27 protein-coding genes are annotated in these 23,225 nt (G+C 64.1%); 11 read left to right on the forward strand and 16 right to left on the reverse strand.

The window, feature by feature from the left end:
• Positions 1-374: 374 nt before the first annotated feature.
• Together FHR94_RS18635 and FHR94_RS18640 are read right to left on the reverse strand one after the other, a co-directional pair.
• Positions 375-713: a nuclear transport factor 2 family protein gene (locus tag FHR94_RS18635; RefSeq protein ID WP_183328137.1), complete on the reverse strand. Its 339-nt coding sequence runs from the start codon at positions 711-713 to the stop codon at positions 375-377.
• 95 nt (positions 714-808) lie between these two features.
• Positions 809-1,612 (reverse strand): methyltransferase domain-containing protein, encoded by an 804-nt coding sequence (locus FHR94_RS18640; RefSeq protein WP_221188545.1) that lies wholly within the window; start codon positions 1,610-1,612, stop codon positions 809-811.
• A 167-nt stretch (positions 1,613-1,779) separates the two neighbouring features.
• Here FHR94_RS18640 and FHR94_RS18645 point away from each other — a divergent pair, with 167 nt between their 5' ends.
• Positions 1,780-2,838 (forward strand): AraC family transcriptional regulator, encoded by a 1,059-nt coding sequence (locus tag FHR94_RS18645; RefSeq protein ID WP_183328139.1) that lies wholly within the window; start codon positions 1,780-1,782, stop codon positions 2,836-2,838.
• Positions 2,839-3,046: 208 nt separating this feature from the next.
• Here the strand turns inward: FHR94_RS18645 and FHR94_RS18650 are convergent, their stop codons facing one another.
• The 3 genes from FHR94_RS18650 to FHR94_RS20130 all read right to left on the reverse strand — a co-directional run bounded on the left by FHR94_RS18650 (position 3,047) and on the right by FHR94_RS20130 (position 4,535).
• Positions 3,047-4,057 carry a GGDEF domain-containing protein gene (locus FHR94_RS18650; protein WP_183328141.1) on the reverse strand — a complete coding sequence of 337 codons (1,011 nt, stop codon included), beginning with the start codon at positions 4,055-4,057 and terminating at the stop codon, positions 3,047-3,049.
• A gap of 165 nt (positions 4,058-4,222) precedes the next feature.
• Entirely contained in the window at positions 4,223-4,381 is a 159-nt protein-coding gene (locus FHR94_RS18655; protein WP_183328143.1) for a hypothetical protein, read from the reverse strand.
• Positions 4,347-4,535, reverse strand: coding sequence for an SOS response-associated peptidase family protein (locus tag FHR94_RS20130; protein WP_183328186.1), 189 nt, complete (start codon positions 4,533-4,535; stop codon positions 4,347-4,349). Before FHR94_RS20130 ends, FHR94_RS18655 begins: the two co-directional genes overlap by 35 nt.
• A 162-nt stretch (positions 4,536-4,697) precedes the next feature.
• Here FHR94_RS20130 and FHR94_RS18665 point away from each other — a divergent pair, with 162 nt between their 5' ends.
• From FHR94_RS18665 to FHR94_RS18675, 3 genes are read left to right on the forward strand one after another with little or no spacing between them, the layout of a single operon-like run.
• Positions 4,698-6,197: a DEAD/DEAH box helicase gene (locus FHR94_RS18665; protein ID WP_183328145.1), complete on the forward strand. Its 1,500-nt coding sequence runs from the start codon at positions 4,698-4,700 to the stop codon at positions 6,195-6,197.
• A complete protein-coding gene (locus FHR94_RS19765; RefSeq protein ID WP_246390072.1) occupies positions 6,197-7,198 on the forward strand; it encodes a DNA-3-methyladenine glycosylase I in 1,002 nt (333 codons plus the stop codon). Before FHR94_RS18665 ends, FHR94_RS19765 begins: the two co-directional genes overlap by 1 nt.
• Before the next feature lie 19 nt (positions 7,199-7,217).
• On the forward strand, positions 7,218-7,778 hold the full coding sequence (locus FHR94_RS18675; protein ID WP_183328147.1) for a flavin reductase family protein: 561 nt from the start codon (positions 7,218-7,220) through the stop codon (positions 7,776-7,778).
• 115 nt (positions 7,779-7,893) lie between these two features.
• On the opposite strand, the gene FHR94_RS18680 is transcribed toward FHR94_RS18675, so the two are convergent.
• The 3 genes from FHR94_RS18680 to FHR94_RS18690 form a co-directional block, all read right to left on the reverse strand.
• A complete protein-coding gene (locus FHR94_RS18680; protein ID WP_183328149.1) occupies positions 7,894-8,676 on the reverse strand; it encodes a class I SAM-dependent methyltransferase in 783 nt (260 codons plus the stop codon).
• Positions 8,677-8,845: 169 nt separating this feature from the next.
• Positions 8,846-10,066, reverse strand: coding sequence for an RNA-guided endonuclease InsQ/TnpB family protein (locus FHR94_RS18685; protein ID WP_183328151.1), 1,221 nt, complete (start codon positions 10,064-10,066; stop codon positions 8,846-8,848).
• 313 nt (positions 10,067-10,379) lie between these two features.
• The gene (locus tag FHR94_RS18690; RefSeq protein WP_183328153.1) at positions 10,380-10,646 is read right to left on the reverse strand and encodes a hypothetical protein; all 267 of its coding nucleotides are present in this window, start codon (positions 10,644-10,646) and stop codon (positions 10,380-10,382) included.
• A gap of 31 nt (positions 10,647-10,677) precedes the next feature.
• On the opposite strand from FHR94_RS18690, the gene FHR94_RS18695 reads away from it, so the two are divergent.
• Positions 10,678-11,118: a hypothetical protein gene (locus FHR94_RS18695; RefSeq protein ID WP_183328155.1), complete on the forward strand. Its 441-nt coding sequence runs from the start codon at positions 10,678-10,680 to the stop codon at positions 11,116-11,118.
• Here FHR94_RS18695 and FHR94_RS18700 read toward each other — a convergent pair.
• Together FHR94_RS18700 and FHR94_RS18705 are read right to left on the reverse strand one after the other, a co-directional pair.
• Positions 11,078-11,473, reverse strand: coding sequence for a carboxymuconolactone decarboxylase family protein (locus tag FHR94_RS18700; RefSeq protein ID WP_183328157.1), 396 nt, complete (start codon positions 11,471-11,473; stop codon positions 11,078-11,080). The genes FHR94_RS18695 and FHR94_RS18700 overlap by 41 nt on opposite strands.
• A 171-nt stretch (positions 11,474-11,644) precedes the next feature.
• Positions 11,645-12,547 carry a helix-turn-helix transcriptional regulator gene (locus FHR94_RS18705; RefSeq protein WP_183328159.1) on the reverse strand — a complete coding sequence of 301 codons (903 nt, stop codon included), beginning with the start codon at positions 12,545-12,547 and terminating at the stop codon, positions 11,645-11,647.
• Positions 12,548-12,667: 120 nt separating this feature from the next.
• Here FHR94_RS18705 and FHR94_RS18710 point away from each other — a divergent pair, with 120 nt between their 5' ends.
• The 4 genes from FHR94_RS18710 to FHR94_RS18725 all read left to right on the forward strand — a co-directional run bounded on the left by FHR94_RS18710 (position 12,668) and on the right by FHR94_RS18725 (position 15,358).
• Entirely contained in the window at positions 12,668-13,372 is a 705-nt protein-coding gene (locus FHR94_RS18710; protein WP_183328161.1) for an ABC transporter permease, read from the forward strand.
• Positions 13,369-14,097, forward strand: coding sequence for an ATP-binding cassette domain-containing protein (locus FHR94_RS18715; RefSeq protein ID WP_246390074.1), 729 nt, complete (start codon positions 13,369-13,371; stop codon positions 14,095-14,097). The genes FHR94_RS18710 and FHR94_RS18715 overlap by 4 nt, the downstream gene beginning before the upstream one ends.
• A 56-nt stretch (positions 14,098-14,153) precedes the next feature.
• The gene (locus tag FHR94_RS18720; protein ID WP_183328163.1) at positions 14,154-14,963 is read left to right on the forward strand and encodes an ABC transporter substrate-binding protein; all 810 of its coding nucleotides are present in this window, start codon (positions 14,154-14,156) and stop codon (positions 14,961-14,963) included.
• An 83-nt stretch (positions 14,964-15,046) separates the two neighbouring features.
• Positions 15,047-15,358 (forward strand): hypothetical protein, encoded by a 312-nt coding sequence (locus FHR94_RS18725; RefSeq protein ID WP_183328165.1) that lies wholly within the window; start codon positions 15,047-15,049, stop codon positions 15,356-15,358.
• A 58-nt stretch (positions 15,359-15,416) separates the two neighbouring features.
• Here FHR94_RS18725 and FHR94_RS18730 read toward each other — a convergent pair whose 3' ends face one another.
• The 6 genes from FHR94_RS18730 to FHR94_RS18755 form a co-directional block, all read right to left on the reverse strand.
• Positions 15,417-16,982: a M6 family metalloprotease domain-containing protein gene (locus FHR94_RS18730; RefSeq protein WP_183328167.1), complete on the reverse strand. Its 1,566-nt coding sequence runs from the start codon at positions 16,980-16,982 to the stop codon at positions 15,417-15,419.
• A gap of 109 nt (positions 16,983-17,091) precedes the next feature.
• The gene (locus FHR94_RS18735; RefSeq protein ID WP_183328170.1) at positions 17,092-17,457 is read right to left on the reverse strand and encodes a YbaY family lipoprotein; all 366 of its coding nucleotides are present in this window, start codon (positions 17,455-17,457) and stop codon (positions 17,092-17,094) included.
• A 9-nt stretch (positions 17,458-17,466) separates the two neighbouring features.
• Positions 17,467-17,991 (reverse strand): hypothetical protein, encoded by a 525-nt coding sequence (locus FHR94_RS18740; protein ID WP_183328172.1) that lies wholly within the window; start codon positions 17,989-17,991, stop codon positions 17,467-17,469.
• 68 nt (positions 17,992-18,059) lie between these two features.
• On the reverse strand, positions 18,060-18,278 hold the full coding sequence (locus tag FHR94_RS18745) for a peptidase M6 (RefSeq protein WP_183328174.1): 219 nt from the start codon (positions 18,276-18,278) through the stop codon (positions 18,060-18,062).
• 74 nt (positions 18,279-18,352) lie between these two features.
• A complete protein-coding gene (legP, locus tag FHR94_RS18750; protein WP_183328176.1) occupies positions 18,353-19,378 on the reverse strand; it encodes a Dot/Icm T4SS effector Zinc-dependent metalloprotease LegP in 1,026 nt (341 codons plus the stop codon).
• A gap of 361 nt (positions 19,379-19,739) precedes the next feature.
• On the reverse strand, positions 19,740-20,687 hold the full coding sequence (locus FHR94_RS18755; protein WP_246390076.1) for a LysR family transcriptional regulator: 948 nt from the start codon (positions 20,685-20,687) through the stop codon (positions 19,740-19,742).
• A 127-nt stretch (positions 20,688-20,814) separates the two neighbouring features.
• On the opposite strand from FHR94_RS18755, the gene FHR94_RS18760 reads away from it, so the two are divergent.
• Positions 20,815-21,753 (forward strand): sodium-dependent bicarbonate transport family permease, encoded by a 939-nt coding sequence (locus FHR94_RS18760; protein WP_183328180.1) that lies wholly within the window; start codon positions 20,815-20,817, stop codon positions 21,751-21,753.
• Positions 21,754-21,924: 171 nt separating this feature from the next.
• Complete coding sequence (locus FHR94_RS18765) at positions 21,925-23,094, forward strand: isovaleryl-CoA dehydrogenase (RefSeq protein ID WP_183328182.1); 1,170 nt, start codon at positions 21,925-21,927, stop codon at positions 23,092-23,094.
• The last annotated feature ends 131 nt before the right edge of the window (positions 23,095-23,225 follow it).

Below are 23,225 nucleotides of genomic sequence, written 5' to 3' on the forward strand. Positions count from 1 at the left end.
CAACCTCACCGTTGCCTGTCACGCCTGCAACCAGGCCAAGGACAACCGGCCTCTTGCCGACTTCTTTGCCACCGACAGGGGGCTGAGGAAGCGCCAGGCGCCTTGCGGAGGACCGGGCGGCCTACGCCACTGGCTGTTCGCCGACACCGATTATGTGCGGCGGTCGAATCCGACCACCCCGATCTTCGCCATGGCCTTCACCGAGCACTTCCGGCGCCTGACGTTCCCCCTCGGCTTCTGGCGGCGGCCCTTCGAGGCGCGACTGGCGGCGGCCTGCCAGAAGGCGCGCGACCCCAGGCAGGAGTCGGGTGGGCGGCCTGGTGACCTGGGGGACCATCCTGCGCTATCACTACTCGCCACACACTCCCAGTCTCTTACGAAGCGGGGTACGAGGCAAAGGTCTGATAATGAATCTTGCCATCCCGAATCACCAGGGTATCGGTACAGAAGGGAAACCAGGGCTTGGCATCCCAGAGCAGAAAGGCGACCTCCCCCACGACGTCCTGCCGGATGATCCTGACCGCGTCATCGAATCTATCGGGCAGCCCTTCGATCAGGGTCGTATAGAACGCGCGAATCGCTTCATGTCCCCGGTAGGTCGCATCATTGGTCATGACGACCGATTCGTCGGTGAAGTCCTCCATGAGCAGATCAATGCCTTCATAAAAGGCGTGAAGGTGATGCTCGAGAACCGCTTGAGTAGAAGTCGACATTTGATGCCTCCCGCCCGCCACTTGGGCCCCTTCCTTCACACCTATGGCCTGTTCTCGTGAGCGGGCCAACTCGGCCAATCTCAAAGTGACACCTGTCACGCTTTCATCGCGGTGATGATCAGCGCCGGCATGGTGAAGGCGATGGCCCCCTCGGGCGTCGTGAAAGGCCGCAGCGAGACCTGGGCTTCCCGGTCCAGGCAGGCGAACTGCGCTTCGTCGAGCAGGCCGCCGAGGGTCCAGGCACAGGCGCGCTCGGTGGCCACCAGGTCCGCGATGGAGGCGAACTGGACCCGCCCCTCCCGCTGCGTCACCTCGGCGTCGACAATTCCCGCCGTGGCACACAGGGCCAGCAGGGCTTCCCGATCGCCCAGCACGAAGGGGGCGCGAAAGGCATCCGCCAGCTGCCCACCGAAGAGACGCTGAAGCAGCTCGGCGAACACGGCATAGCCCGGCGAGTGGTCCAGGGCATCGCATACCGCCACGGCCAGCCGCCCTCCCGGCCGGAGCACGCGCCACATCTCGCGCAGGCCGGCGGCACGGTCATCAAAGAACATCAGGCTGAACTGACTGACTACGCTATCAAAGTCGGCATCCGGAAACGGCAGGGCTTCGGCCCACCCCTCCTGCCAGTCGATGCCGGGGGCCTTGCGTCGGGCAACCATCAGCATGTCCAGGTTGGGATCCAGGCCCACCACCGAGCCTCGGGGACCGACCCGCTCGGCCGCGGCACGGGCCGCGACCCCGGTGCCACAGGCCACATCGAGCACCCGCTGGCCGGGGCCGATAGCGCTCATGTCGGCCAGCACACCGCTCCACTGCTGGAACAGTGCCGGGACAAAGCGCTCTTCGTAGACCTCGGCGGGGGAGTCGCTGACCCTCTGGATGGCCATCTCGTTCATCGCGCTGCCTCCTCAATGAAGGGATCGCTGGTTGTCACGAGGTCGGCGACACTCGGAATGCCAGCACCGCGCTCACCGCCCCTGGTGTATCCTCAAGGGGAGCGCCCGCGACGCCAATGCCGTTACCGATGCCGCCCGCGTCTCTGAATCACAGTCTGGGAGAAGCCATGAACGGCGACCATGACAGAGCATCCGGATCTCTTGCTTCAGCGTCCGATGCCACGACTCCCCGCTACGCCCTGGCCGACGATCTCCTGTCCGATGTGCTGGAGAAGGTGAGGCTGCGCGGCGCGCTGTTCTTCCTGTGGCAGCCCTTCTGGCCCTTCGCCATCGGCGTACCCCGCGACAGAGCATTCGGCCAGGTGATCCTGCCCGACGCCGAGCGGATCCTTTCCTACCATATCGTCACCCAAGGGCCCTGCTGGGGTAGCGTAATGGGCGAGCCGTCCATCCGGCTGGAGAGCGGCGACATCTTCCTGGTGCCCCACGGCGATGCCTACGTCATCGCCAGCGAGCCGCGCCAACCCAGCCCGGCGGACGAGGCACCGGCCCTCGAGTTCTTTCGCCAGATGGCTGCCGGTGAACTGCCGCCACTGGTGATCGAGGGTGGCACTGGCCCGGAACACAACCGCCTCATCTGCGGGTTCCTCGGCTGTGATGTGCGCCCCAGCAACCCGCTGTTGAGCGCCCTGCCGCGCCTGATCCATGTGCCGGCCCTGGCGCCCGGCAGCCAGGATCCGTTATCGCACCTGATCGACTTCGCCTTGGTCGAGTCGCAAGAGGGGCGTGACGGCAGCCGCTGCGTGCTGCTGCGGCTCAGCGAACTGATGTTCGTGGAGGTCATCCGGCGCTATCTGGCCGCCGCGCCGCAACTCCGGAGTGGCTGGCTCGGCGGGTTGCGCGACCCCTTGGTTGGTCGCGCCCTCACCCTGCTGCACCGGCGGCCGGCCTTTCCCTGGACGCTGGCTCGGCTGGCCCGGGAGGCCGGCGCATCACGCTCCACGCTGGCCGAGCGTTTCACGCGCCTGGTGGGTGAGCCCCCCATGCAGTACCACACCCGCTGGCGGATCCAGATCGCCGCACATCGCCTGGCGACCGGCGGCAGCAAGGTCTACGGCGTGGCCCAGGAGGTCGGGTATCACTCAGAAGCGGCCTTCAGCCGGGCCTTCAAGCGGGTGGTTGGCATGTCCCCTGCGCAGTGGCGCCAGCACCGCGCTTCGGCATGATGACCGACCGCTTCGGGGTAAGCGGGATGCTCATCGTGGAAGCCAGAGTGGAAAGCGAAGCGCTCCTTGACGACCACCTCATCCAGTCCGGGCTAAGGTGAGTGTGCAAGGCCTTGTCTGTTGGCCGACAAGGCCTACCACTTCAGCGTGCCGACCAGGCCCTGTACGTGCGGCCAAGCGCGCGTGGCCGCAACCGCATGGCGGTGAATCAGAGCGCCGCTCTGGAGATATGACGCCCCGGCGGTGCGGTCTCAGCCGTATTCCCGCTGCGCCTGCCCCTGGAGATGAATCTGACTCTGGACGGAGACGCGATGGCCACCCGACGCCTTGCTCTCATACATGGCCCGATCGGCATGCACCAGCAGGCACGCCAGCTGCTGGCCACCAGCTGCTGGCCATGTTCGGGATAGGAGGACACCCCGATGCTGAACTGGAGCTCGCTGCCCGCCACGTAGGCAAGCAGACGCTGCATCAGCTGTCTGGCCCCGTCCGCATCGGTATCGGGAAGCAGCATCACGAACTCGTCACCCCCATAGCGCGCCACCAGATCACTGCTGCGCACAGCGCCCTTCAGCCGCTGGGCCAGGTCCAGAATGGCCCGATCGCCCGCCTCATGGCCCCAGGTATCGTTGAGGGTCTTCAGGCCATCCATGTCGATGGCAATCACGCTGTAGGTTCGACGCGAGCGCTGGGCCGTTGCGTGAATCTGCCGGGCCAGATCATCGAAGGCGCGACGGTTGAGAAGGCCGGTCAGCGAGTCCTGGCTGGCCATCGCCAGCAGCATGCGGTTGGAGACCTGGATGGCGTTGACCAGCTCCGACGTCAGGTAGCCGACGATCAGGAACACGACCAGGTTGGTGCCGATCAGGGCCAGATTGGCGGGCGTCATGAGGGTGGCGCCGCCGAGCTGGAACAGCAGATACAGGCTCGCCAGTGGCCCGGTCACGCCCTCGGTGCTGTAGAGAAACCAGGTGATGAAGCCGATCATGACCCAGGTATGGATCGCCAGCAGCCAGCGCTGCCGGTCGTCGAAGAAGCGCAGCCGGCTGGCCGTCAGGCTGAAACCGAAATAGGCCATGGTGGCCATCAGCAGACCTCCACCCCCTTCGTCCGGGATGCCCATGACCGCCACGCACAGGGTGATCAGCGTGACCAGCAGCCACTCAATCCGATGCAGGCCGGTGGTGACCCCCGGATCTGGACACGTCGCGAATCCCATACCAGTGGCGGCAATGGATCTTGATCGGACATCGAACTACCTCCTTGTTGATTCGGCCCTGCTGCCGGGTGCCCGCCCTCACCGACCGCTACTCATACCCCGCAGCAGTTTACCGGAAATCAGCTGCAGCGGACCCTGCCCGTTGCAGATTGGCGGCGCCCCGGTTCAGCGGACGGGAAGCAGCTCGACCAGCTCGGCGCCCTCGTTGGCCACCCGGTTGACCCGCCGCCACACCGGCCAGGCCTTGATGACGTCGGCGTCGAGATGGCGCACGGCGGCGCGGATGGCGTCACGCTTGGTGAGCGCCGGGGTCGAGCCAGGCATCGAGGCTGTCGTCAGCGAGCACCAGGAACATGCGGTCTTGGATGGGCTTGGCGAGGCCGCGGGCGGGCTCGGTGATGATCGCGTAGCAGGCGGTATCGTCGTCGAACGGCTCCCAGATGGCGGCGAGAAACAGCGGCGCGCCGTCCTCCAGGATGAAGAAGAACGACGGCTTGTCACACTTTTCCTTCTACTCATGGCGAGATCGGCCATACTCGCCATCTTTGATAGACACAGAGTGATTAAAAACAGGTTGGCACGATCACCCTAACGAGGCAGGTCTCACCGAGTACCAGCCATAAAGGACGTGGGGTGCGGTATGGATGTTTTCGAGTTCAGGGACAAGCTGGTCGGCGATTATCGGGATTTCACGCGCTCGTTCATCCAGCCAAAGGCGAATGACATCAACCACTTCCTGGACAGCGAGTACGACGGTGGTCGCTACTGGCCTTCACCGCTGATCCAGATCAATCCCTCGTACGTCACGGAGGGGACCGTCGAATCCTTGGCCAGCCAGGGCATCCTGTCCCCCGTTACGGCGGACATCTTCCGATTTGGCAAGAACGCTTCCTCATCTGGCCACCCCGCGTCCTTGTACAAGCACCAGAGGCAGGCCATCGACTGCTGCCTGCGCTTCGAGCCTTGTGTGCTCACCACAGGCACTGGCTCGGGGAAGTCGCTCTCCTACTTCATCCCGATGGTAGATGCCATCCTGAAGGCCAAGGCCGAGGACTCGACGCCCCGTATTCGGGCCATCGTCATCTACCCGATGAATGCCCTGGCCAATAGTCAGCGTGAGGAGCTGGAAAAGTTTCTGTCGGACTATCCCGACGACCACCGCCCGGTGACCTACGCTCGCTACACCGGCCAGGAGGATCAGGACGAGCGCGAGCGGATCATGCAGGATCCACCGGACATCATCCTGACCAACTACATGATGTTCGAACTGTTGATGACCCGGCAGAACGAGCGCGACAAGGCGGTCATCCGCCACGCCCAGGGCTTGCAGTTCCTGGTGCTGGACGAATTACACACCTACCGCGGTCGCCAGGGTGCCGACGTGGCGATGCTGGTCCGGCGCGTTCGCGAGCGCATGAACCTGAACCTGGTCTGTATCGGCACCTCCGCCACCATGGCCACCGATGGCACCCGCGAGGCGCGACAGGCCAAGGTCGCCGAGGTCGCCAGCAAGCTGTTCGGCCAAGCGGTCCCCCCGGCCAACGTCATCGGCGAAACCCTGCAGCGGCAGATCCCCGTGGAGATGCCCAGTCGCGAAACCCTGGCCAGAGCCCTGGATAAACCGCTGCCTGACCACGCCGACTTTGAGACCCTTCGCCATCACCCGGTCGCCGCCTGGGTCGAGCTGACCCTGGGCATCGTCAAGGATGAAGGGGTCTGGGTTCGCGCCAAGCCGAAGACCCTGGAGGACGCCGCAGCGCTCCTGGCTGACGCCTCCGGCCATCTGCCAACAACCTGCCAGCACTACCTGGCACGCTTCCTTCTGCTGGCCTATCGTGTCCGAGACATCAACGACAAGCCGCTGTTCGCCTTCCGGCTCCACCAGTTCATCTCCGGTGCCGGTAATCTGTACGCCACCCTCGAGGCCCCGGGGGAGCGGAAGCTCGATCTGCACGGCCAGCAGTTCGTACCCGGTGACCGTAGCAAGCGCTTCTACACCGTGCACTTCTGCCGTAACTGTGGCCAGGAGTACTACCCCGTCTGGCACGAGCAGGAGCCTGAAACCGGGCAGCTCGGCTTCCAGCCGCGGACATCAAGGACATCACCAGCGACACCGACGATATCTCCTACGGTTTTCTGATGCTCGGTGGCCACTGGAACGCGGACGCCTTCCCGGAGAACTGGCTTGACTTCCGGAGAGATCCGCCCCGGCTCAAGCCCTACTACAAGGACTTTCGCCCCCGGGAGGTTCATGTGCTGCCGGACGGCAGCCAGAGCCTGGATGGCACTCGGGGCTTCTTCCTGCCCGGCGACTTCCGCTTCTGCCTCGCCTGCGGTCAGTCACACAGCTCCGGGCGCGACTGGACGCGGCTAGGTTCGCTCTCTGCCGAGGGCCGCAGCTCGGCCACCACCACGCTGACGCTGTCCTCGCTGCGCTACCTACTCGGAGCCGAGACCGAGCTGGCCGATGAGGCCCGTAAACTGCTGGGTTTCAGCGACAACCGCCAGGACGCTGCGCTGCAGGCTGGCCACTTCAACGACTTCATGCAGATCCTGCTGGTAAGGGCTGGCATTTTGGCTGCACTGGAAGCCAAGGGTGGCGAAGTCCTGACCGATCGCGATCTCGCCCAGCAGATCTTTACGGCCCTCGGGCTGGACAGTAGCAACCCGGCTATTCGCGCCGACTACCTGCAGAATCCCGACCAGCGTGTCCCCCGTCTCCGGCGCGATGCCGAAGAGGCCATGCGCAACGTGCTGGGCTATCGCGCCTACCACGACCTGCGCCGTGGGTGGCGCTACACGGTACCCAACCTGGAACAGCTGGGGCTGCTGCAGATCGACTACGATGGCCTCCAGGAGTTCTGTGAGGATGACCACCACGATCACGGGCCCCGATGGCCAGCCACGCTGCCTCTGGTGCGGTGGCATGCCGGAGTTGACCGATTACCACGACAGCGAATAGGGGCTTTCCGTTCAGTGACGACCGGAGGCTGTTCGAGAAGCTTCTGCCTGGAGGGGTTTCAGGCCGGGCTCAACCGTCGCACCATCCTCAACAAGCGCGAGAATTTCCGGACTGCCTTCTGCGACTTCGACATCGACACAGTAGCCCGCTTCACCGAGAAGGACGTGCAGCGGCTGTAACCGGAGGGAGGCCTCAGAAATGGCAAATACAACGCACAAGGAGACATTTCCCGTCGAGAAGGTCCGTCGCTATCTGGAGCCCGGTCCCATCGTGCTCGTCTCCTCCGCCTGGCAGGACGAGCGCAATGTGATGACGATGGGATGGCATACCGTCATGGCGTTCTCGCCTTCGCTGCTGGGCTGTGTCATCGCATCCGGCAACCACAGCCATGATCTGGTCCGTCGCAGCGGGGAGTGCATCATCAACCTCCCCACCACCCAGCTGACCGACACCGTGATCGGCATCGGCAATACCAGCGGCGCCAGTGTCGACAAGTTCGAGCACTTCGGCCTCACCGCCGAGCCGGCAGAGCAAGTGAGCGCGCCGCGAATCCGCGAGTGTCATGCCCACTTCGAGTGTCGCCTCATCGACGACAGCCTCGTCGACCGCTACGACTTCTTCATCTGGGAAGTCGTCGCGGCCCAGGTGGCGCCGACGCCGGTCCATCCGCCGACCCTGCACTACACCGGCGACGGGGTCTTCATGGTCGCCGGCGAGATGATCGACCGACGCCACCAGTTCCTGCCCCAGATGCTGTAAGGCCCGACCCTCCCGGGCTGCGTTGCCAAGGGCGCTCGCCCGCGCCCGGCGTCCAGGCGCGGCGGCAAGCCCTCACCCGCGTCGACGACCCCACACCTGGCGGGTGGTAGCTGGTCTACGCCGCCGGCTTGCGCGCGGTGATGGTCCAGGAGCTCGAACCCATGACGATCCTGCCGTCCTGCTCGAAGGGCGCCAGGGCGAGCTGGAAGCGCATGGCGTTCTCCACCGAGTCGCCCACCTCGACGGGACCGTCGTTGCGCTCGAAGGCGATGTCCTCGAAGCCGGCGATCTCCAGCTGCTGGGTGACCACCTCGGGATTGGCCATGGAGAAGGGCCCCGGGCCACAGGTGCGGGCATCCTCGCCAGGGGGCGGCAGGAAGTCCAGCACCACCTGCTTGGGCAGGCCCAGCCAAGGGTTGTCCTCGATATCGCGCCAGACGATGAACATCAGCTCGCCGCCCGGCTTGAGCGCCTTGTGGATGTTGCGCATGGCCACCACCGGATGCTCGAAGAACATCATGCCGAAGCGCGAGAAGCATAGGTCGTATTCCGGCTCGAAGGGATAGCGCTCGACATCGGCGGTGATGAAGCACACGTTGTCGATGCCGGCCTCGGCGGCGCGGCGCCGGGCGTCCTCCAGGAACCGCTCGACGCAGTCCAGGCCCAGCACCTCGCCCCGAGAACCGGTGCGGCGTGCCAGCGCGATGGCGGTGTCGCCCCAGCCGCAGCCGACATCGAGGATCCGGCTGTCCGGGACGATATCGAGTCGCTCGAGCGGCACCCGGCTGTGGTAGCTCAGCCCGTTCATCAGGATGTCCTGGAAGCGATCGAACTTCTCGGCCAGGGTATCGTTCCAGAACTCGACGTATTCGCTGGCGGGTTGCGTGGTCGGTTGCATGGCGTGCCTCCAGGATGAAGGCCATGAGTGTTGCGGCACTAAGGCGCTGCATGACGGCGACGAGGCATCTCGATTCCACGTCCTGCCGCCTATCTTTGACATCCTCCTCTCCCTCAACGTCTCAGGACGTTGCCGCCTGCGGCGGGAAGGAAGAGGATTCCTACGGCGCTCAGCGACAGCCATCGGCTGCCGCTGAGTCGCTTCGGTGGGTTCCTGCTGCTGGCGGTCTTGCTGCACCGCTCACTTCACAGGCGAGCCGGGCATGTCCTGCCCTTAATACATTGATCGCGCCGACATGATCGGCGTTGGCCTCGAAGCCGCACTCGACACAGGCGAAACATGCCTGGCTGCGCCGATTCGCGGCGGCCACGTGCCCGCATTCAGGGCAGGTGCGGCTGGTGTTGTGCGGTGGCACGACCACCAGATGCGCCCCGCTCCAGGCCAGCTTGTAGTCGAGCTGACGGCGAAACCCATACCACCCCTGATCCAGAATGGATCGGTTGAGCCCTGATTTCGCTCGGACGTTCTGCCCCGGCTGCTCGACACTGCCTCTCGCCGACCGCGACATATTGCCGACCTGCAAGTCTTCCAGCACCACGAGCGCGTGGTTTTGGCTGATCGTGGCGGAAGCCTTGTGCAGATAATCGCGGCGGGCATTGGCGATACGGGCCTGGATTTTCTGGATGCGGGCCTTGGCCTTCTTCCAGTTTTGCGAGAACTTGGTCTTGCGGCTCAGCGACTGCTGCGCCTTGCGCAGCGCCGTCTGATGCCTTTTGAAACTGTTGAACGGGGCGAGGTCGCTGCCGTCCGAAAGCGTGGCGAACCGCGCTACCCCCATGTCGATGCCGACGGCCCCGCCTTTGGGCATCGGTACGTCGACCTCGCGCTCGGTCTGGATCGAGACGAACCACCGCCCGCCGGACTGGCTGACGGTGACGTTCTTGACCGTCCCTAGCAACTCGCGGCTCTTGCGGAAGCGCAACCAGCCCAGCTTGGGCAGGAAGATCCGGCGGTTGCCCTGGTCGAGCCGGATCTGCTTCGGATCGGGATAGCGGAAGCTGTCGCGCTGCCCCTTCTTCTTGAAGCGCGGGAAGTCCGCCCGCTTGGCAAAGAAATTGGCGTAGGCACGTTCCAGATCCTTCAGTGACTGCTGGAGAGGATGGATGGGTGCGTCCTTGAGCCACGGCGTCTCGGTGCTGTTTCGCCAGCCGGTGAGTTCCTTGCACAAGGCGGCATAGCCGAGCTTCTTGTCGCCGGCTTCATATCGCGCCTTCTGCAACGCCAGGCCACGGTTAAAGACGAACCGCGCCATGCCGGCGAACTGGCGCATCTTGCGCACCTCTTCGCCGTTCGGCATCAGCTCGTATTTAAAGGCTTGGAGGCGTTGCATAGTGACTCAAGCTATATTTATATCCAGCATCATAGGGCGCCTACGGCGCCCGCGCTACCTGGGCGGCCCCATCCTTCCCCGCACTAAAAGTACGGGGCATGTCACGCATTTTGGTCAGTACTAGCAGATGGATGCGCTTTCCGCGGCCCTAGTCGAACCCTGCCCGGCGCAGCCCCTCCAGATAGTGCTCGGCATCGACGTCGTGCCGGTAGGGATCGAGCGCGGCCAGCCACTCCAGGCAGCTGATGTGCGCGGGGAAGGTGCCGCGGGCCAGCTGGTAGCGGTCATGGCGATAGACGGTGTTGCGGTAATATCAGCCCTGTTCGAGCTGGCCGAGATGGGCATGGGCCGCGGCGAGGAAGGCCGGCGTGTTACAGAAGGCCTGGGGCGCCGGCCACATCTCGTAGGCCTCGCCGCAGTCGGCCATGCCCTCCAGGAAGGGTCCACGGTACTGGGCGAGCGCCCGATCCAGGGTCTCCGGGGTACCGTCGGCCACCCGCCGCTCGAACGCCTCCAGGTCGACCCCGAGCACCGCCGAGTGCGCGCCGAAGACGGCTGCACCTGGGCCAATTTCAACCATGCCACCGCCGCCTTCGGCCTGGCGACCACAGGTGGCATCGTCTCCAGCACTGGCATCGCCGCCCGGCATCGCCAGCCTGCCCCTGCACGACTATCGGCGTCCCGAGGACCTGCCGGTGCTCGATCGCAAGGGCCATCTGCGACACCACGGCGGCGTGGTCGACGCGCCCGGTGTCTACGCCATGGGCCTGCCGTTCCTGCGCCGGCGCAAGTCCAGCTTCCTCCACGGCGCCGATGACGACGCCCGCGAGCTCAGTGCCCACCTCGCCGCCTACCTGGCGGGGGCTTCGGCGAACGGAGGTATGCGAACCAGAAGCGGAGCCCCCACGCTTGCCCTCGGAACTGGGGCGACGACACAGGAGCAGCGGTTCGAAGTAGCGGGGCCGTCCAAGACAGGCGCTGGCGGAATGCACCAGCGCCTGTGGGATGAGATCAGTTGCTTGCGTCCATCGCCTCGTCGTATTCGCGCTTGAACGCTTCAAGGTCGTACTGCATGCCGTTCAAGACCGTGCTCCAGTGCCGCGTCTGCGCGGCCACTGCTACCGCTTCACGAATCTCAGCGTCGCTCGCCCCTTCAGCCTTCGCCGACTGGGTGTGGAAATAGGAGCAATACGAACAGGGGATCTGGGCAGCGACGGCGATACCGATCAGTTCCCGGGTCTTGGCATCCAGCGCCGCCTCTTCACTTCTGAGGGCGCTACGCGCCTCAAGCGCCGATTGGAGCGCGTGCTCGGGATAGGTTTCGCTGAAGAATTTCGGCACCTCCTGGGCGACGGCGAAACCGGACATACCGAGAAGAAGCGCGCTGGTCAGTAGAAACGTCTTCATCGCATGCCTCCTGAGATTTGAGGTTGGCGTGATTACCGCTCTCCAAGCATAGCCGCCAGCCCCTCCACCGGGCCTCCGTATGCAGACATTGCATGACACGACTAGGTGATCGAGGCAGGACCAGACTGGGGCTGTGTGACGCGCCCATAAGGATATCTCGGGCATCTCTGTTCAGGCGTTGTAGGTTACCCGGCCGAGCTCGCCGATGTCGTAGCCGCCGAGCGCCTCGGCGCGTTCGCGAAAGCGTGACTCCAGGGCAAAGGCCAGCAACCGCTGCAGCGGTGGCTCGAAGTAGCTACGCCGACGCAGGGCCAGGTCGAAGGCCTCCTCGTGGAGCGCCACGAAGGCCAGGCCCTGGCGCCGGGCGGCGGCCTCCACCCCGAGTCCCGCATCGGCCTCGCCCTGGCGGATGGCCAGTGCCAGGTCGTCCTCGCTGAGCGAGGGATGGGCCGTGAAGGCGAGCCGCTCGGCCGCCACCCCGGCCCGCCCCAGCAGCCAGCCCAGCAGCCGCTGGGCCCCGGCGCCGGCCTGGCGATGGGCGAGCCGCACCCCAGGGCGGGACAGATCGGCCAGCCGCGTGATGCCCAGGGGGTTGTCCGGGGCCAGCAAGAGCCCCTGGCGCCGCGTCGCCCAGCGTACCATCACCAGGTCGCGCATACCGGAAAGCCCCAGGGCCTCGGGCCGGTTGTAGCGTCCGCTGGCCTCGTCCACCAGGTGCAGACCGGCCACCATGGCCTCCCCGGCGAGCAGGCGTCGCACCCCGTCTCCGCTGCCGTGGCACAGGGTAGCCAGGCCCGCCCCGCTCTCGCGCACCGCCCACTCCAGCAGCGGGTCCTGGCTGCCGGCGAGCACCACCGGCACCGGGCGGCCGCCCGGCTGGTTGCCCTCCAGATGGCTCATCAGCCACAGGTCGATGTTCTGGCGCGGAAACAGCAACTTGCCGGTGGCCCGGGTGCAGGGTATCTGCCCCTGGCGCACCAGGTCGTAGACCTTGCGCGGCTTGAGGCGCAGGTACTCGGCCACCTCGGTGGTGGTCAGGTAGGCCGGCCCGGCCCCCGCGAGATCCGTCGTCATTCCCTCGCCTCCTGTCGTCCTCAGAATGTCATTCCTATGTGTCTTGCTGCATATTTTTCAGCACCCGATGCACGCAGCTTACACAGAGCACATGATGTCTGGAAACGTCAGGAGAATCGGATGCCCCAGCACGACTCCGCCTTCGCCACCGCACTCGCGCTGATCCTCGACCTGGATCCGACGCTGCTCGGCATCGTCGTGCTGTCGCTGCAGGTCTCGCTCTCGGCGGTGCTGATCGCCGCCCTGCTGGCTCTGCCGCTGGGTGCGGCCCTGGCACTGTGGCGCTTCCCGGGACGCGGCGTGCTGGTGGTGGCGCTCAACGCCCTGATGGGCCTGCCGCCGGTGGTGGCGGGCCTCGCGGTCTACCTGCTGCTGTCCCGGGCCGGGCCGCTGGGCGAACTCGGGCTGCTGTTCACCCCCGGCGCCATGGTGGTGGCCCAGGTGCTGCTGGTGCTGCCGATCATCGCCGCCCTGACCCGCCAGCAGGTGGAGGAGCTGCACCTGGAATACCGCGAGCAGCTGCGCTCTCTGGGTCTGTCCCGGCTGCGCATGATCCCCACCCTGCTATGGGACGCTCGCCTCGGCCTGATGACGGTGGTGCTGGCCGGCTTCGGCCGGGCCAGTGCCGAGGTGGGCGCGGTGATGATCGTCGGCGGCAATATCGACGGGGTGACCCGAGTGATGACCACGGCCATCGTGCTCGAAACCAGCAAGGGCAACCTGCCCCTGGCGCTTGGGCTGGGTATCGTGCTGCTCGGCCTGGTGGGGCTGGTCAACGCCGCGGCGCACCTGGTCGGCGAGACGGCAAGGAGACGACTGGGATGAACGACATGCTCCAGGTCCACACCCCAGCCTCCATCGCGCCCCTCGAGCTCGACGGGCTCGGCTTCACCCACCGCGGCCAGCCCCTGCTGAGCGATCTCTCTCTGCGCCTGGACGGCTGCCGGCGCACCTTGGTGCTGGGCCCCAACGGCGCCGGCAAGAGCCTGCTGATGCGCCTGGCCCACGGCTTGCTGCCGCCCACGCACGGGCGGGTCCGCTGGCAGGGCGAGGTGCCCCGTCAGGCCATGGTCTTTCAGCGCCCGGTGCTGCTCAAGCGCTCCGCCCTGGCCAACCTGACCTATGCCCTGGCGGTGCACGGCACGCCACGCCTCCGGCGTCGAACACTGGCTCGCCAGGCCTTGGAGCGCTTCGGCCTGGGAGCGCTGGCCCACCGCCCGGCCCGGGTGCTCTCCGGCGGCGAGCAGCAACGCCTGGCGCTGGCCCGCGCCTGGCTACTCGAGCCCCGGATGCTGTTCCTCGATGAGCCCACCTCGGCGCTGGACCCCGCCGCCATCAAGGCAGTGGAGGATGCCGTGACCGACTTCCACTGGCGTGGCACCCGCATCCTGATGAGCACCCACGACCTGCACCAGGCCCGTCGCCTGGCCGACGAGGTGATCTTCCTCTGCGGCGGCCGGCTCCTCGAGCATAGCCCGGCCGAGCGCTTCTTTACGGCCCCCGCCACCCCACAGGCGGCGGCCTTCCTGCGCGGGGAGCTGGTCTGGTAGCCCGACTCACCGCCACCGCTATTCCAACCACGCAACGCCACACAAGGAAGCCAAGCATGCGTACACGCCACACCCTCACCGCCCTCGGCCTGATGAGCCTCTCGCTGACCGCCGTCGCCCAGGACGAGACGCCCTATATCACCCTGGCCTCGACCACCTCCACCGAGAACTCGGGGCTGTTCGATGCCATCATTCCCCAGTTCAGCGAGACCAGCGGCATCGACGTCCGGGTAATCGCCGTGGGCACCGGCCAGGCCTTCGAGATCGCCCGCCGTGGCGACGCCGACAGCCTGCTGGTGCACGACACCGCCGGCGAGGAACGCTTCGTCGCCGAGGGTTACGGCACCGAGCGCGCCGACGTGATGTATAACGACTTCGTGCTGATCGGCCCGAGCGAGGATCCGGCCAGCATCCGCGAAGCCGAGACCGTCGAACAGGCCTTCTCACGGATCGCCGAGGCCGAGGCACCCTTCGCCTCGCGCGGCGACGACAGCGGCACCAACCGCGCCGAGCTACGCCTGTGGGAGGCGGCAGGCGTGGAGCCTGACGGCGAGTGGTACCGCGAACTGGGCAGCGGGATGGGCCCCACGCTCAACACCGCGGCCGGCATGGACGCCTACGTGATGGCCGACCGCGCCACCTGGGTCGCGTTCGACAACCGCCAGAACCTCGTGTTGCTCTTCGAGGGGGATGATGCACTGTTCAACCAGTACGGCAGTGTGCTGATCTCCGAGGAGAAGCACCCGCACCTCAAGCATGACCTGGCGCAGCAGTGGCACGACTGGTTGCTCTCGGACGCGGGCCAGCAGGCCATCGCCGACTTCGAGGTGAAGGGCCAGCAGCTGTTCTTCCCCAACGCCGAGTAAGGCGACTGCCGCCCCCACGGCAAGTTTTGGCATACAATACGTAAGCCAACGGCACTGTAATGCATTACCAGAGGATGCCTCAGATGGCCACGACCGGAAGGGGCGGTATCATGGCACCGCCGAACCGCTGCAGGATCAAGGGAACGCTGGTGTCGATCGAGTCCTCCCCAGCATTTCCGAACAAGCAAGAGCTGCGCTTCGCGCTGCTCGAGTCCCAGGCGCTCGAAGGGCCCGACATGGCCCATGCCAGGATCGGTACCACGGTGGAGGGCTTTACCTTCGAGTCCCTGTCCGGTCTCCATCAGGATGATGTCTTCCTGGCGGAGGCCGAATATATCGGGGACGCTCGGCGCGGCCTATTTCAGTTATCCCGCTTGAGGCCTGCCAGTGACTGACACTGCCTGCCCACCTCGCAAGTGGGCAGGTAGGGCGGCTTACTCATTCACACAGATGCTACAACAGGTACATGCGATACAGCTTTTCCCCATCGGCATAGACGCTGACGTTGCGACCGTTGGCCTGTGCATCACACAGAGCCAGAAAGGTGTTGGTCACACCATCCACATTGCCCGTTTCGATCTTTCGCCACCCCAGGTCCTGAATGTTCGCCCAGGCATTCTGCGAGTGATAGGTGCTGTAAGTCTGCAGTACTGCCTTATGGTTGTGCCAGGTCTTGGCCGTCACCCCCCCCACGTTGAGATCGGCCGTGATCGCGTCTCCTGCACGCTGAATGTTAGTGATTGCGACTTGGGAATCCGAACCATCGTACGCCTTGCTATTCGGCGTGGTGTTCACGGAAAAGGCGTTGTTACCGGCGGCAGGATAGGCATCTTCCGCGTCCCCCGAATTGGCGTTGCTGTTCAGGTGACGCTGACCATCGGCCTGCTCGATATCCACCAGATAGTGCGTCTCATCGGTATTGTTAGACTGATTGTCATCGACATGTTCGATGATGCACCCTTCTCCGGGCAGGTGGCGGTCGAATCCCGACTGTTTCCGGTTGGAAACGAGGAAGTACTCCTTACTGTCGGTGCTGCCGATGGGCAGACGATAGACGTCGGGGTGGGTAGCATAAGGTGACAGGGAGACGCTCTGCTGAGCATTGAAGATCGTCGTCGGTGTGATCCAGCCCGCCTTGAGCTTGCACCAAGCTGTGGGATGCGCCGGGGTGTTGCCGTTGTCGTTCCAGCTGCCACCGGCCATCAGATCCCAGCGTCCCGTCCCCCGCGAGGTGTAGTCGGTATCGTAGAGGTCCGGCCATTGCATCAACAGGTGGCCGAGTTCGTGGGCCATGACACCGACACGCCCATCCTCTGGTGCCATGAAGTAGTTTCGCACCTGTACGCCATCGATGGTCCTCGGATTGATGCCCCACTTGTGGGACCAGATATCCCCCGTATTGCCGGTCACCTCTCCTCCCGTCCCTGCGGCAATGATGACCAGGGCATCGACGATACCATCACCATCATTGTCATACAGGGCGAAGTTGACATGTGGGGCGGCAAGGTCCACGGCGTCTTCCACCAGCTTCTGTGCGTTGCGGGGGTAGGCACCGAAGCCATAGTCGCCGTTGGTGTAGTAGTCCTTGGTCTGCGGTGCCCGATACCAGCCGGTGGTGGCCCCGCCGGTGCCACTCACCTCGCCGACGACATCGAGCTGGTTATAGGAGGCTTCGCGGTAATAATCACGCATGCTGCCGGTGGCATAACTTCCTACCGAGAACAGCATGTCCTGGTAGTGTCCCTGAGTCTGGGTCGCCGTCTTGTCGGAAAAGTCCACCAGTAACACGAGCGCTCGACGCGTTCCGAGGATGGGGGCAAACGCTGCGGTACGGGATATCAGGGTGTGAGCCCGTGTCTTGGGGGGACGAGTCAGGATGCGCGTCGCACTGCGAAGGTCGAGTACATCGACCGTGGGCTCATCGGGCAGGGCATGCCCGGCCATCAGTTCTTGCCTCGACCGGATGATACGCTCCTCCAACTCGGGCGCGGGAGGGACGACGCAACGCTGGTTACACATAAGGTTCTCCTCTGGGTAATCCTCGTATCGGCAGGCGTACGCCACTCTTCAATAGCGACCCATCATCACCAACGCAGCCGTTTGCCTACCAGTTCGAGGCTGCCAGACCCTATTCGACCTTCCTGACGTGCAGTGTGACATGATCCGGATGACCGAAGGTCAGCACCGGATAGCTTTCCACAGTGACAAGATCGCCTGGGTCCAGTTTGCCGTTATTGTCGAGATCGACATGCGCACGAACCGAATAGTGCGCGGCTGGGTCGACGGGGCCAGCACGTAACGCGAAGTCGAGGCATGATGCCTTGCCCGCTTGATGATGAACATCGGAAATCGACTCTTTTGCCAGTATTTCCGCGGGAGCATCCATGCGACTTACCTCCTCGATATAGACACGGACCGTGGCGCCGGAAAAACTCGCCACTTCCTGCCCGAGAATGAGCACGCCATGTACCAAATAAGTGGCAAACGGCAACATCGGTTCCCGTCACTTCTTCTTTGGTCTTGGCGACGTTTTTGGGGGTGGCGACGTGGAGGACTCGCCAGCGGTACTTGTTCCAGGGGCGATATCACCCTCGGTATCGTCCACCGCCGGCGCATCGGGTGACTCGGGGCCCGGCAGTCCTCCACGTTCATCGCCGGGTGGCATATCCATGCCGATAGCCGAGGGGTCGGGGCCGGGTGGTTCATCATCGCGCACCGTGGTGCCTTCGGTATTCATCGCCATGGGGCCTGGGGCCGCAGGCTCCGAGATACCCGATATCGCCTGCTCACCCAGCCATTCGTCGGGTGGTGGCGCCACTTGCTGGGCAGTGGTATCGGCCCGCGTCTCTTCGGGGCCAGGAGGCATCTCCTCCATGGCCCCCTGTACGAGTCCAGTTTCCACCTCGTCGGGTGGCGGGGCCACATCCGCCCGCCCCCCGGCGGACACGACAGCGGCGCCTTCGGCCATCTGGCGTATCGCCTCCCCGGGGTTGAGGTTGATGTTGATATTGATCGTGTCCGGGCACATGGGTCTTCTCCTGTCCTCGACTGGGTAGCCGTCGTGCATTGTTCGCTTTCATGGTCGAAGGCCTGGAGTCAATTCATGTAGGCGCGCTCGATAAGATTGTCAACGATATAGACGTTCACGGTTCGGTTGTTCGCCTTGGCAGCACTCAGCAGGCAGAACGTATTAGTCACGCCATCGGTCGCACCGGTCCTGATCTTTCGCCAGCCCATGCCCTGAATATTGGCCCAGGCATTCTGCGCATGGTGGGTGACGTAGACTTGCTGGACGGTTTTTCCATTACTCCACATGGTGATGTCCCCCTTCTCGTGTTGAATTGCAGGTGTACAGCGTCATCCGGCGCGAGGCCTACTACGCCTCATCGCTAGAGCAAATACGTCCGGTACAGCTTGTCGCCATCGGCATAGACATTGACGTTGTGGTTATTAGCCTGCGCTTCGCACAGGGCCAGGAAGGTATTGGTGATTCCATCCGCACTGCCCGTTTCGACTTTGCGCCATCCCAGATCCTGGATCCGTGCCCAGGCATTCTGGGCGTGATGCGTACTGTAGGTCTGCAGCACCGACTTGTTGTTGTGCCATGTCGTATACATGGCGTGGATCGTGGCGATGTCCTGGTCACTCAGGCCGTTTCTCTGGCCAATGGCCATGCCTGGCGGGATGGTGGTGATGGTGGGTTGTCCATTGCTTGAGAACGCGGTACCTGGATAATGCATGATGGAGCCGAAATCGTAGGGGCCGTAATCGTCTCCATCGGTAATATGCTGATTGAAATTGTGCTCTCTTCCTGACTGGATATTTTGCCAGTGCACGACAATGTGCTGGTCCCTGTCTTCACGACTTTGCTCGTGCCATAACCCTAATGCATGACCAATTTCATGAATCGCGTTACCGGTACTGCAGCCATTCGCTAGGCTGAGATCCTGCTTGCCCCCCTGCTTGCCGACATAAGACCAACAGCCGGAACCGGCCATGAAGTGTACATAGTCAGGATACTGACTCGCATTACCGCTTGTGCGCTGGACGAAACGGACATTGGTTCTTTGCTGCCAGTGTGCAATGGCATCGGTTACTCGACTCTGGTTCGGCATCGCCGGATCGATATCGTAGGGCACCAGGGCATTTGGCCACCGATACTGTGCCCCGGTAATGCCGACCCCTCGCTGGACATCAGTACTGCCGACTGCCTCCGCGCCGGAGCGTACGGCCCTTTCCCTGGCCTCCATCTGCTCAAGGGTGCACAGAGCGATACAGCCCTCGAATACACAAACGCCATCCACGACTGCATACTGGACGGGTCTGTTCTTGAAGGTTACCCCGGAAATGAACCCTGTTCTGACGTCATCACTGGCCAACATGCCGAACTGGTAACTTTCGTTGTTATTCGCCATGGTTCCCCTTCCCCTCAAGGTTTTATCAGGCATGAAGAAAATCAACCGATTTCAAGCAAAAATCGGCAATCAAGCACCCTGCCCCTGTGAGCCATTATTTCGATGCCACGTCATTCATGTGAGAACATGACATTGACGAAATCCAGTATAGTTTCGACAGCACCTTCTGCAGTAAAAAAAATCTAGGACAAATGTTGGCTCGATAGCCGAGCTCAATATTAGAGAAATCATCTTCTATAAATAGTTAATATAAAAAAGGCCTTATCACTGACTAATTTACCGCCATCGCTCTCGCCTTTTTCCTGACCGGCCAGTGGCACGACTGGCTACTCTCGGACGCGGGCCAGCAGCCCAAGATCCCCTAAGCCTCGACCGCCTCCAGTCCCGCCAACAACTCGGGGAGTTCGTTGCACAGGAAGCGGGCTTCCACACAATCGTCCAGGTGATCGCGCGCGAAGCGCAGGAAGCCCAGGGCCGAGTGGGCCAGACGCCGGTCGCGCCGCGCGATGAACTGCCAGTGGCTCTCGATGGGCAGGCCCGGTACCGGTAGGGTCACCAGGTCAGGATGTTCCGGCGGCAATACGTGCTCGGAGAGGATTGCCAGCCCCAACCCCGAAGCGACCCCGACGCGGATCGCCTCGTTGCTGGCCATCTGCATGGTCGGGCCGGTGGCCTGACCCTGCTCGAGCAACCAGCGCTCGGTCAGCATCCGAGTTGCCGAGCCCGGCTCACGCAGCAGCAGTCGCTCGCCAAGCAGACGGTGCAGGCGCCAGCCCGGTTCCCGGGTGGCGGGATGGTCGCGGGGGACGACCATCACCAAGGGGTTGCGCAGGAAGCGGCCCGCCAGGGCGTGCGCCAGCGACGGCGGATGGCTAAAGACGTAGAGGTCGTCCTCCTGGCGGTCGAAACGGCGCAGCATCTGCTGGCGGTTGCCGATATGCACCGTGACCTCCACCTCCGGGTAGGCCTGATTGAAGGGGCCCAGCAGGCGCGGCAGGACGTACTGGGCGGTGTTGACCAAGGCGATGCTGAAGTGGCCCCGCCGGCCGCCGCGCAGGGCGCCCAGGTAGTCCGCAAAGTCGTCGAAGCGCCCCAGCACCTCGCGGCTGGCCCGGTAGAGCTCGAGGCCTGCCTCGGTGGGCTCCAGGCGACCCTGGCGGGTCGCCAGCAGCGGCTCGCCCACCGCCTCACGTAGCCGCTTGAGCTGCTGAGACACCGTGGGCTGGGTGAGATGCAGCCGCCGAGCGGCCTCGCTGACCGAGCCCCGGCGGACGACTTCCACGTGCACCTGCAGCAGGCGGAAGGTCAAGTGACGGATATTCATGGCGAGAAGTATAGATGTTAATCAATGGATAGCTGACATAGATATTATTGGTATCAATATTCGTGACTCCGCACAATCCGGCCGCCTTCCTTCATCGACCGGAGAGAGACTCGTGCCCGATATCGTGGTGATGTTCTTCCTGCTCGGCCTACTGGCCGGGCTGGTGAAATCTGACCTAACCATTCCCAAGGCGGCCTACGACACCTTGAGCCTGCTGCTGATGCTGACCATCGGCCTCAAGGGCGGCATGGCCCTATACGGCCGCCTAGACTGGTCGCTGGTGCCCGAGTTGCTCTCGGTGGCGGCGTTGGGCGGTTTGATCCCGCTGGCTCTGATGCCAGTACTGCGCCGGGTGGTGCGGCTATCCGCCGCCGACAGCGCCAGCCTGGCCGCCCACTACGGCTCGGTCAGCGCCGGCACCTTCGCCGTCGCCCTAGCCTACGCCGAGGCCCGCGACCTAGCGGTCGGCGCCGAGGTCACCCTCTACCTGGTAATGATGGAGTTGCCGGCGATCATGGTCGCCATCGCCCTCTACCGCCGCTACCGAGGCGCCGAGCCCGGCGAGGCCATGCGGGGCCTATGGCACGAGACCCTGACCAACCGCGGGGTGATCCTGCTGGCCGGCGGCGTGGTGATCGGCGCCATGTACGGTCCCCTGGAGGGCGCCACCGTCACCGATCTGTTCACCGGGGCCTTCAAGGCGGTGCTGGCACTATTCCTGCTGGAGATGGGCTTGACTGCCGCCGAGACCCTGCGCCCCCTGCCCTGGCGTCACTGGCGCCTGCTGGCCTTCGCCCTGGCGATACCGCCGGTGCTAGCCCTGACCGGGCTGAGCCTGGGCCATGCTCTCGGCCTCCCCAAGGGCTCGATGCTGATCCTCACCGCGCTCGCCGCCAGCGCCTCCTACATCGCCGCTCCCGCCGCCATGCGCACCGCGGTGCCCAAGGCCAACATCGGCCTGGCGATGCTGGCCTCCTTGGGGGTGACCTTCCCGTTCAATGTGATCATTGGCATCCCCCTCTATCATCAATGGAGTGAGTGGCTAGGATGAGGCGCTGGCCGCGACGCAGGGTGCGACCTTGGTCTACCCTGCCAATGCTGCCCTTTACGTTAACGTAAACCTATCCTAGTCTTGCCACACTACCAGTCACCCAAGACGCACCTGCTTTACTAAGGCGCACCGGGACATTGCGCACTACCTGAACCATAACGGGAGACCGCCATGCACGCCCCCTACAAGCCCCTCGACTTCGGCCTCGACGACGAACTCAACATGCTGCGCGACCAGGTCAACGCCTTCGCGCGGGACGAAATAGCGCCGCGCGCCGCCGAGATCGATGAAAAGAACGAGTTCCCCAATGACCTCTGGCAGAAGTTCGGCGACATGGGCCTGCTCGGCATCACCGTGCCGGACGAGGATGGCGGCAGCGGCATGGGTTACCTGGCCCATTGCATCGCCATGGAGGAAATCTCCCGGGCCAGCGCCTCGGTGGGGCTGTCCTACGGTGCCCACTCCAACCTTTGCGTGAACCAGCTCAAGATCAATGCCAGTGCGGAGCAAAAGGCCAAGTACCTGCCCAAGCTGATCAGCGGCGAGCACGTGGGCGCACTGGCCATGTCCGAGCCCGGCGCCGGTTCCGACGTGGTCTCCATGAAACTGCGCGCCCGCCAGGACGGTGACCGCTACATCCTCAACGGCAACAAGATGTGGATCACCAATGGCCCCGACGCCGACGTGCTGGTGGTCTACGCCAAGACCGACCCGGAGGCCGGCTCCAAGGGCATCACCGCCTTCATCATCGAGAAGGGCATGCCCGGCTTCTCCACCGCTCAGAAACTCGACAAGTTGGGCATGCGCGGCTCCAACACCTGTGAGCTGGTGTTTGAAGACTGCGCAGTCCCCGCGGAGAACGTGCTCGGCGAGGTCAACAAGGGCGCACGGGTGCTGATGAGCGGCCTGGACTTCGAGCGCACCGTGCTGGCCGCCGGCCCCATCGGCATCATGCAGGCGGCCATGGACGTGGTGGTCCCCTACATCCACGAGCGCAAGCAGTTCGACCAGTCGATCGGCGAGTTCCAGTTGGTGCAGGGCAAGGTGGCCGACATGTACACCACCCTGAACGCCTGCCGCGCCTACCTCTACAGCGTGGCCGGCGCCTGTGACCGCGGCCAGACTTCGCGTAAGGACGCCGCCGGCGTCATCCTCTACTGTGCGGAGAAGGCCACTCAGGTCGCCCTGGATGCCATCCAGCTGCTGGGGGGCAACGGCTACATCAACGAGTACCCGACTGGGCGACTGCTGCGCGACGCCAAGCTCTACGAGATCGGCGCCGGTACCAGCGAGATCCGACGGATGCTGATCGGCCGCGAGATCTTCAACGAATCAGCCTAAGCCCAGCCACGAGCGGCGGGCTTCGGGCCACGAGCCGCTCGAAGCTCGAAGCTCGAAGCTCGAAGCTCGAAGCTCGAAGCTCGAAGCTCGAAGCTCGAAGCTCGAAGCTCGAAGCTCGAAGCTCGAAGCTC

Source organism: Halomonas cerina, from assembly GCF_014192215.1.
Classification (GTDB): Bacteria; Pseudomonadota; Gammaproteobacteria; order Pseudomonadales; family Halomonadaceae; genus Halomonas; species Halomonas cerina.

What these genes read in the sequence shown, in the direction of transcription:
- FHR94_RS18635 (WP_183328137.1), bottom strand. Translation starts at nt 713, where the DNA reads ATGTCGACTTCTACTCAAGCGGTTCTCGAGCATCACCTTCACGCCTTT.
- FHR94_RS18640 (WP_221188545.1), bottom strand. Translation starts at nt 1,612, where the DNA reads ATGAACGAGATGGCCATCCAGAGGGTCAGCGACTCCCCCGCCGAGGTC.
- FHR94_RS18645 (WP_183328139.1), top strand. Translation starts at nt 1,780, where the DNA reads ATGAACGGCGACCATGACAGAGCATCCGGATCTCTTGCTTCAGCGTCC.
- FHR94_RS18650 (WP_183328141.1), bottom strand. Translation starts at nt 4,057, where the DNA reads ATGGGATTCGCGACGTGTCCAGATCCGGGGGTCACCACCGGCCTGCAT.
- FHR94_RS18655 (WP_183328143.1), bottom strand. Translation starts at nt 4,381, where the DNA reads ATGCCTGGCTCGACCCCGGCGCTCACCAAGCGTGACGCCATCCGCGCC.
- FHR94_RS18665 (WP_183328145.1), top strand. Translation starts at nt 4,698, where the DNA reads ATGGATGTTTTCGAGTTCAGGGACAAGCTGGTCGGCGATTATCGGGAT.
- FHR94_RS19765 (WP_246390072.1), top strand. Translation starts at nt 6,197, where the DNA reads ATGCTCGGTGGCCACTGGAACGCGGACGCCTTCCCGGAGAACTGGCTT.
- FHR94_RS18675 (WP_183328147.1), top strand. Translation starts at nt 7,218, where the DNA reads ATGGCAAATACAACGCACAAGGAGACATTTCCCGTCGAGAAGGTCCGT.
- FHR94_RS18680 (WP_183328149.1), bottom strand. Translation starts at nt 8,676, where the DNA reads ATGCAACCGACCACGCAACCCGCCAGCGAATACGTCGAGTTCTGGAAC.
- FHR94_RS18685 (WP_183328151.1), bottom strand. Translation starts at nt 10,066, where the DNA reads ATGCAACGCCTCCAAGCCTTTAAATACGAGCTGATGCCGAACGGCGAA.
- FHR94_RS18690 (WP_183328153.1), bottom strand. Translation starts at nt 10,646, where the DNA reads ATGGTTGAAATTGGCCCAGGTGCAGCCGTCTTCGGCGCGCACTCGGCG.
- FHR94_RS18700 (WP_183328157.1), bottom strand. Translation starts at nt 11,473, where the DNA reads ATGAAGACGTTTCTACTGACCAGCGCGCTTCTTCTCGGTATGTCCGGT.
- FHR94_RS18705 (WP_183328159.1), bottom strand. Translation starts at nt 12,547, where the DNA reads ATGACGACGGATCTCGCGGGGGCCGGGCCGGCCTACCTGACCACCACC.
- FHR94_RS18710 (WP_183328161.1), top strand. Translation starts at nt 12,668, where the DNA reads ATGCCCCAGCACGACTCCGCCTTCGCCACCGCACTCGCGCTGATCCTC.
- FHR94_RS18715 (WP_246390074.1), top strand. Translation starts at nt 13,369, where the DNA reads ATGAACGACATGCTCCAGGTCCACACCCCAGCCTCCATCGCGCCCCTC.
- FHR94_RS18720 (WP_183328163.1), top strand. Translation starts at nt 14,154, where the DNA reads ATGCGTACACGCCACACCCTCACCGCCCTCGGCCTGATGAGCCTCTCG.
- FHR94_RS18725 (WP_183328165.1), top strand. Translation starts at nt 15,047, where the DNA reads ATGGCCACGACCGGAAGGGGCGGTATCATGGCACCGCCGAACCGCTGC.
- FHR94_RS18730 (WP_183328167.1), bottom strand. Translation starts at nt 16,982, where the DNA reads ATGTGTAACCAGCGTTGCGTCGTCCCTCCCGCGCCCGAGTTGGAGGAG.
- FHR94_RS18735 (WP_183328170.1), bottom strand. Translation starts at nt 17,457, where the DNA reads ATGTTGCCGTTTGCCACTTATTTGGTACATGGCGTGCTCATTCTCGGG.
- FHR94_RS18740 (WP_183328172.1), bottom strand. Translation starts at nt 17,991, where the DNA reads ATGTGCCCGGACACGATCAATATCAACATCAACCTCAACCCCGGGGAG.
- FHR94_RS18745 (WP_183328174.1), bottom strand. Translation starts at nt 18,278, where the DNA reads ATGTGGAGTAATGGAAAAACCGTCCAGCAAGTCTACGTCACCCACCAT.
- legP (WP_183328176.1), bottom strand. Translation starts at nt 19,378, where the DNA reads ATGGCGAATAACAACGAAAGTTACCAGTTCGGCATGTTGGCCAGTGAT.
- FHR94_RS18765 (WP_183328182.1), top strand. Translation starts at nt 21,925, where the DNA reads ATGCACGCCCCCTACAAGCCCCTCGACTTCGGCCTCGACGACGAACTC.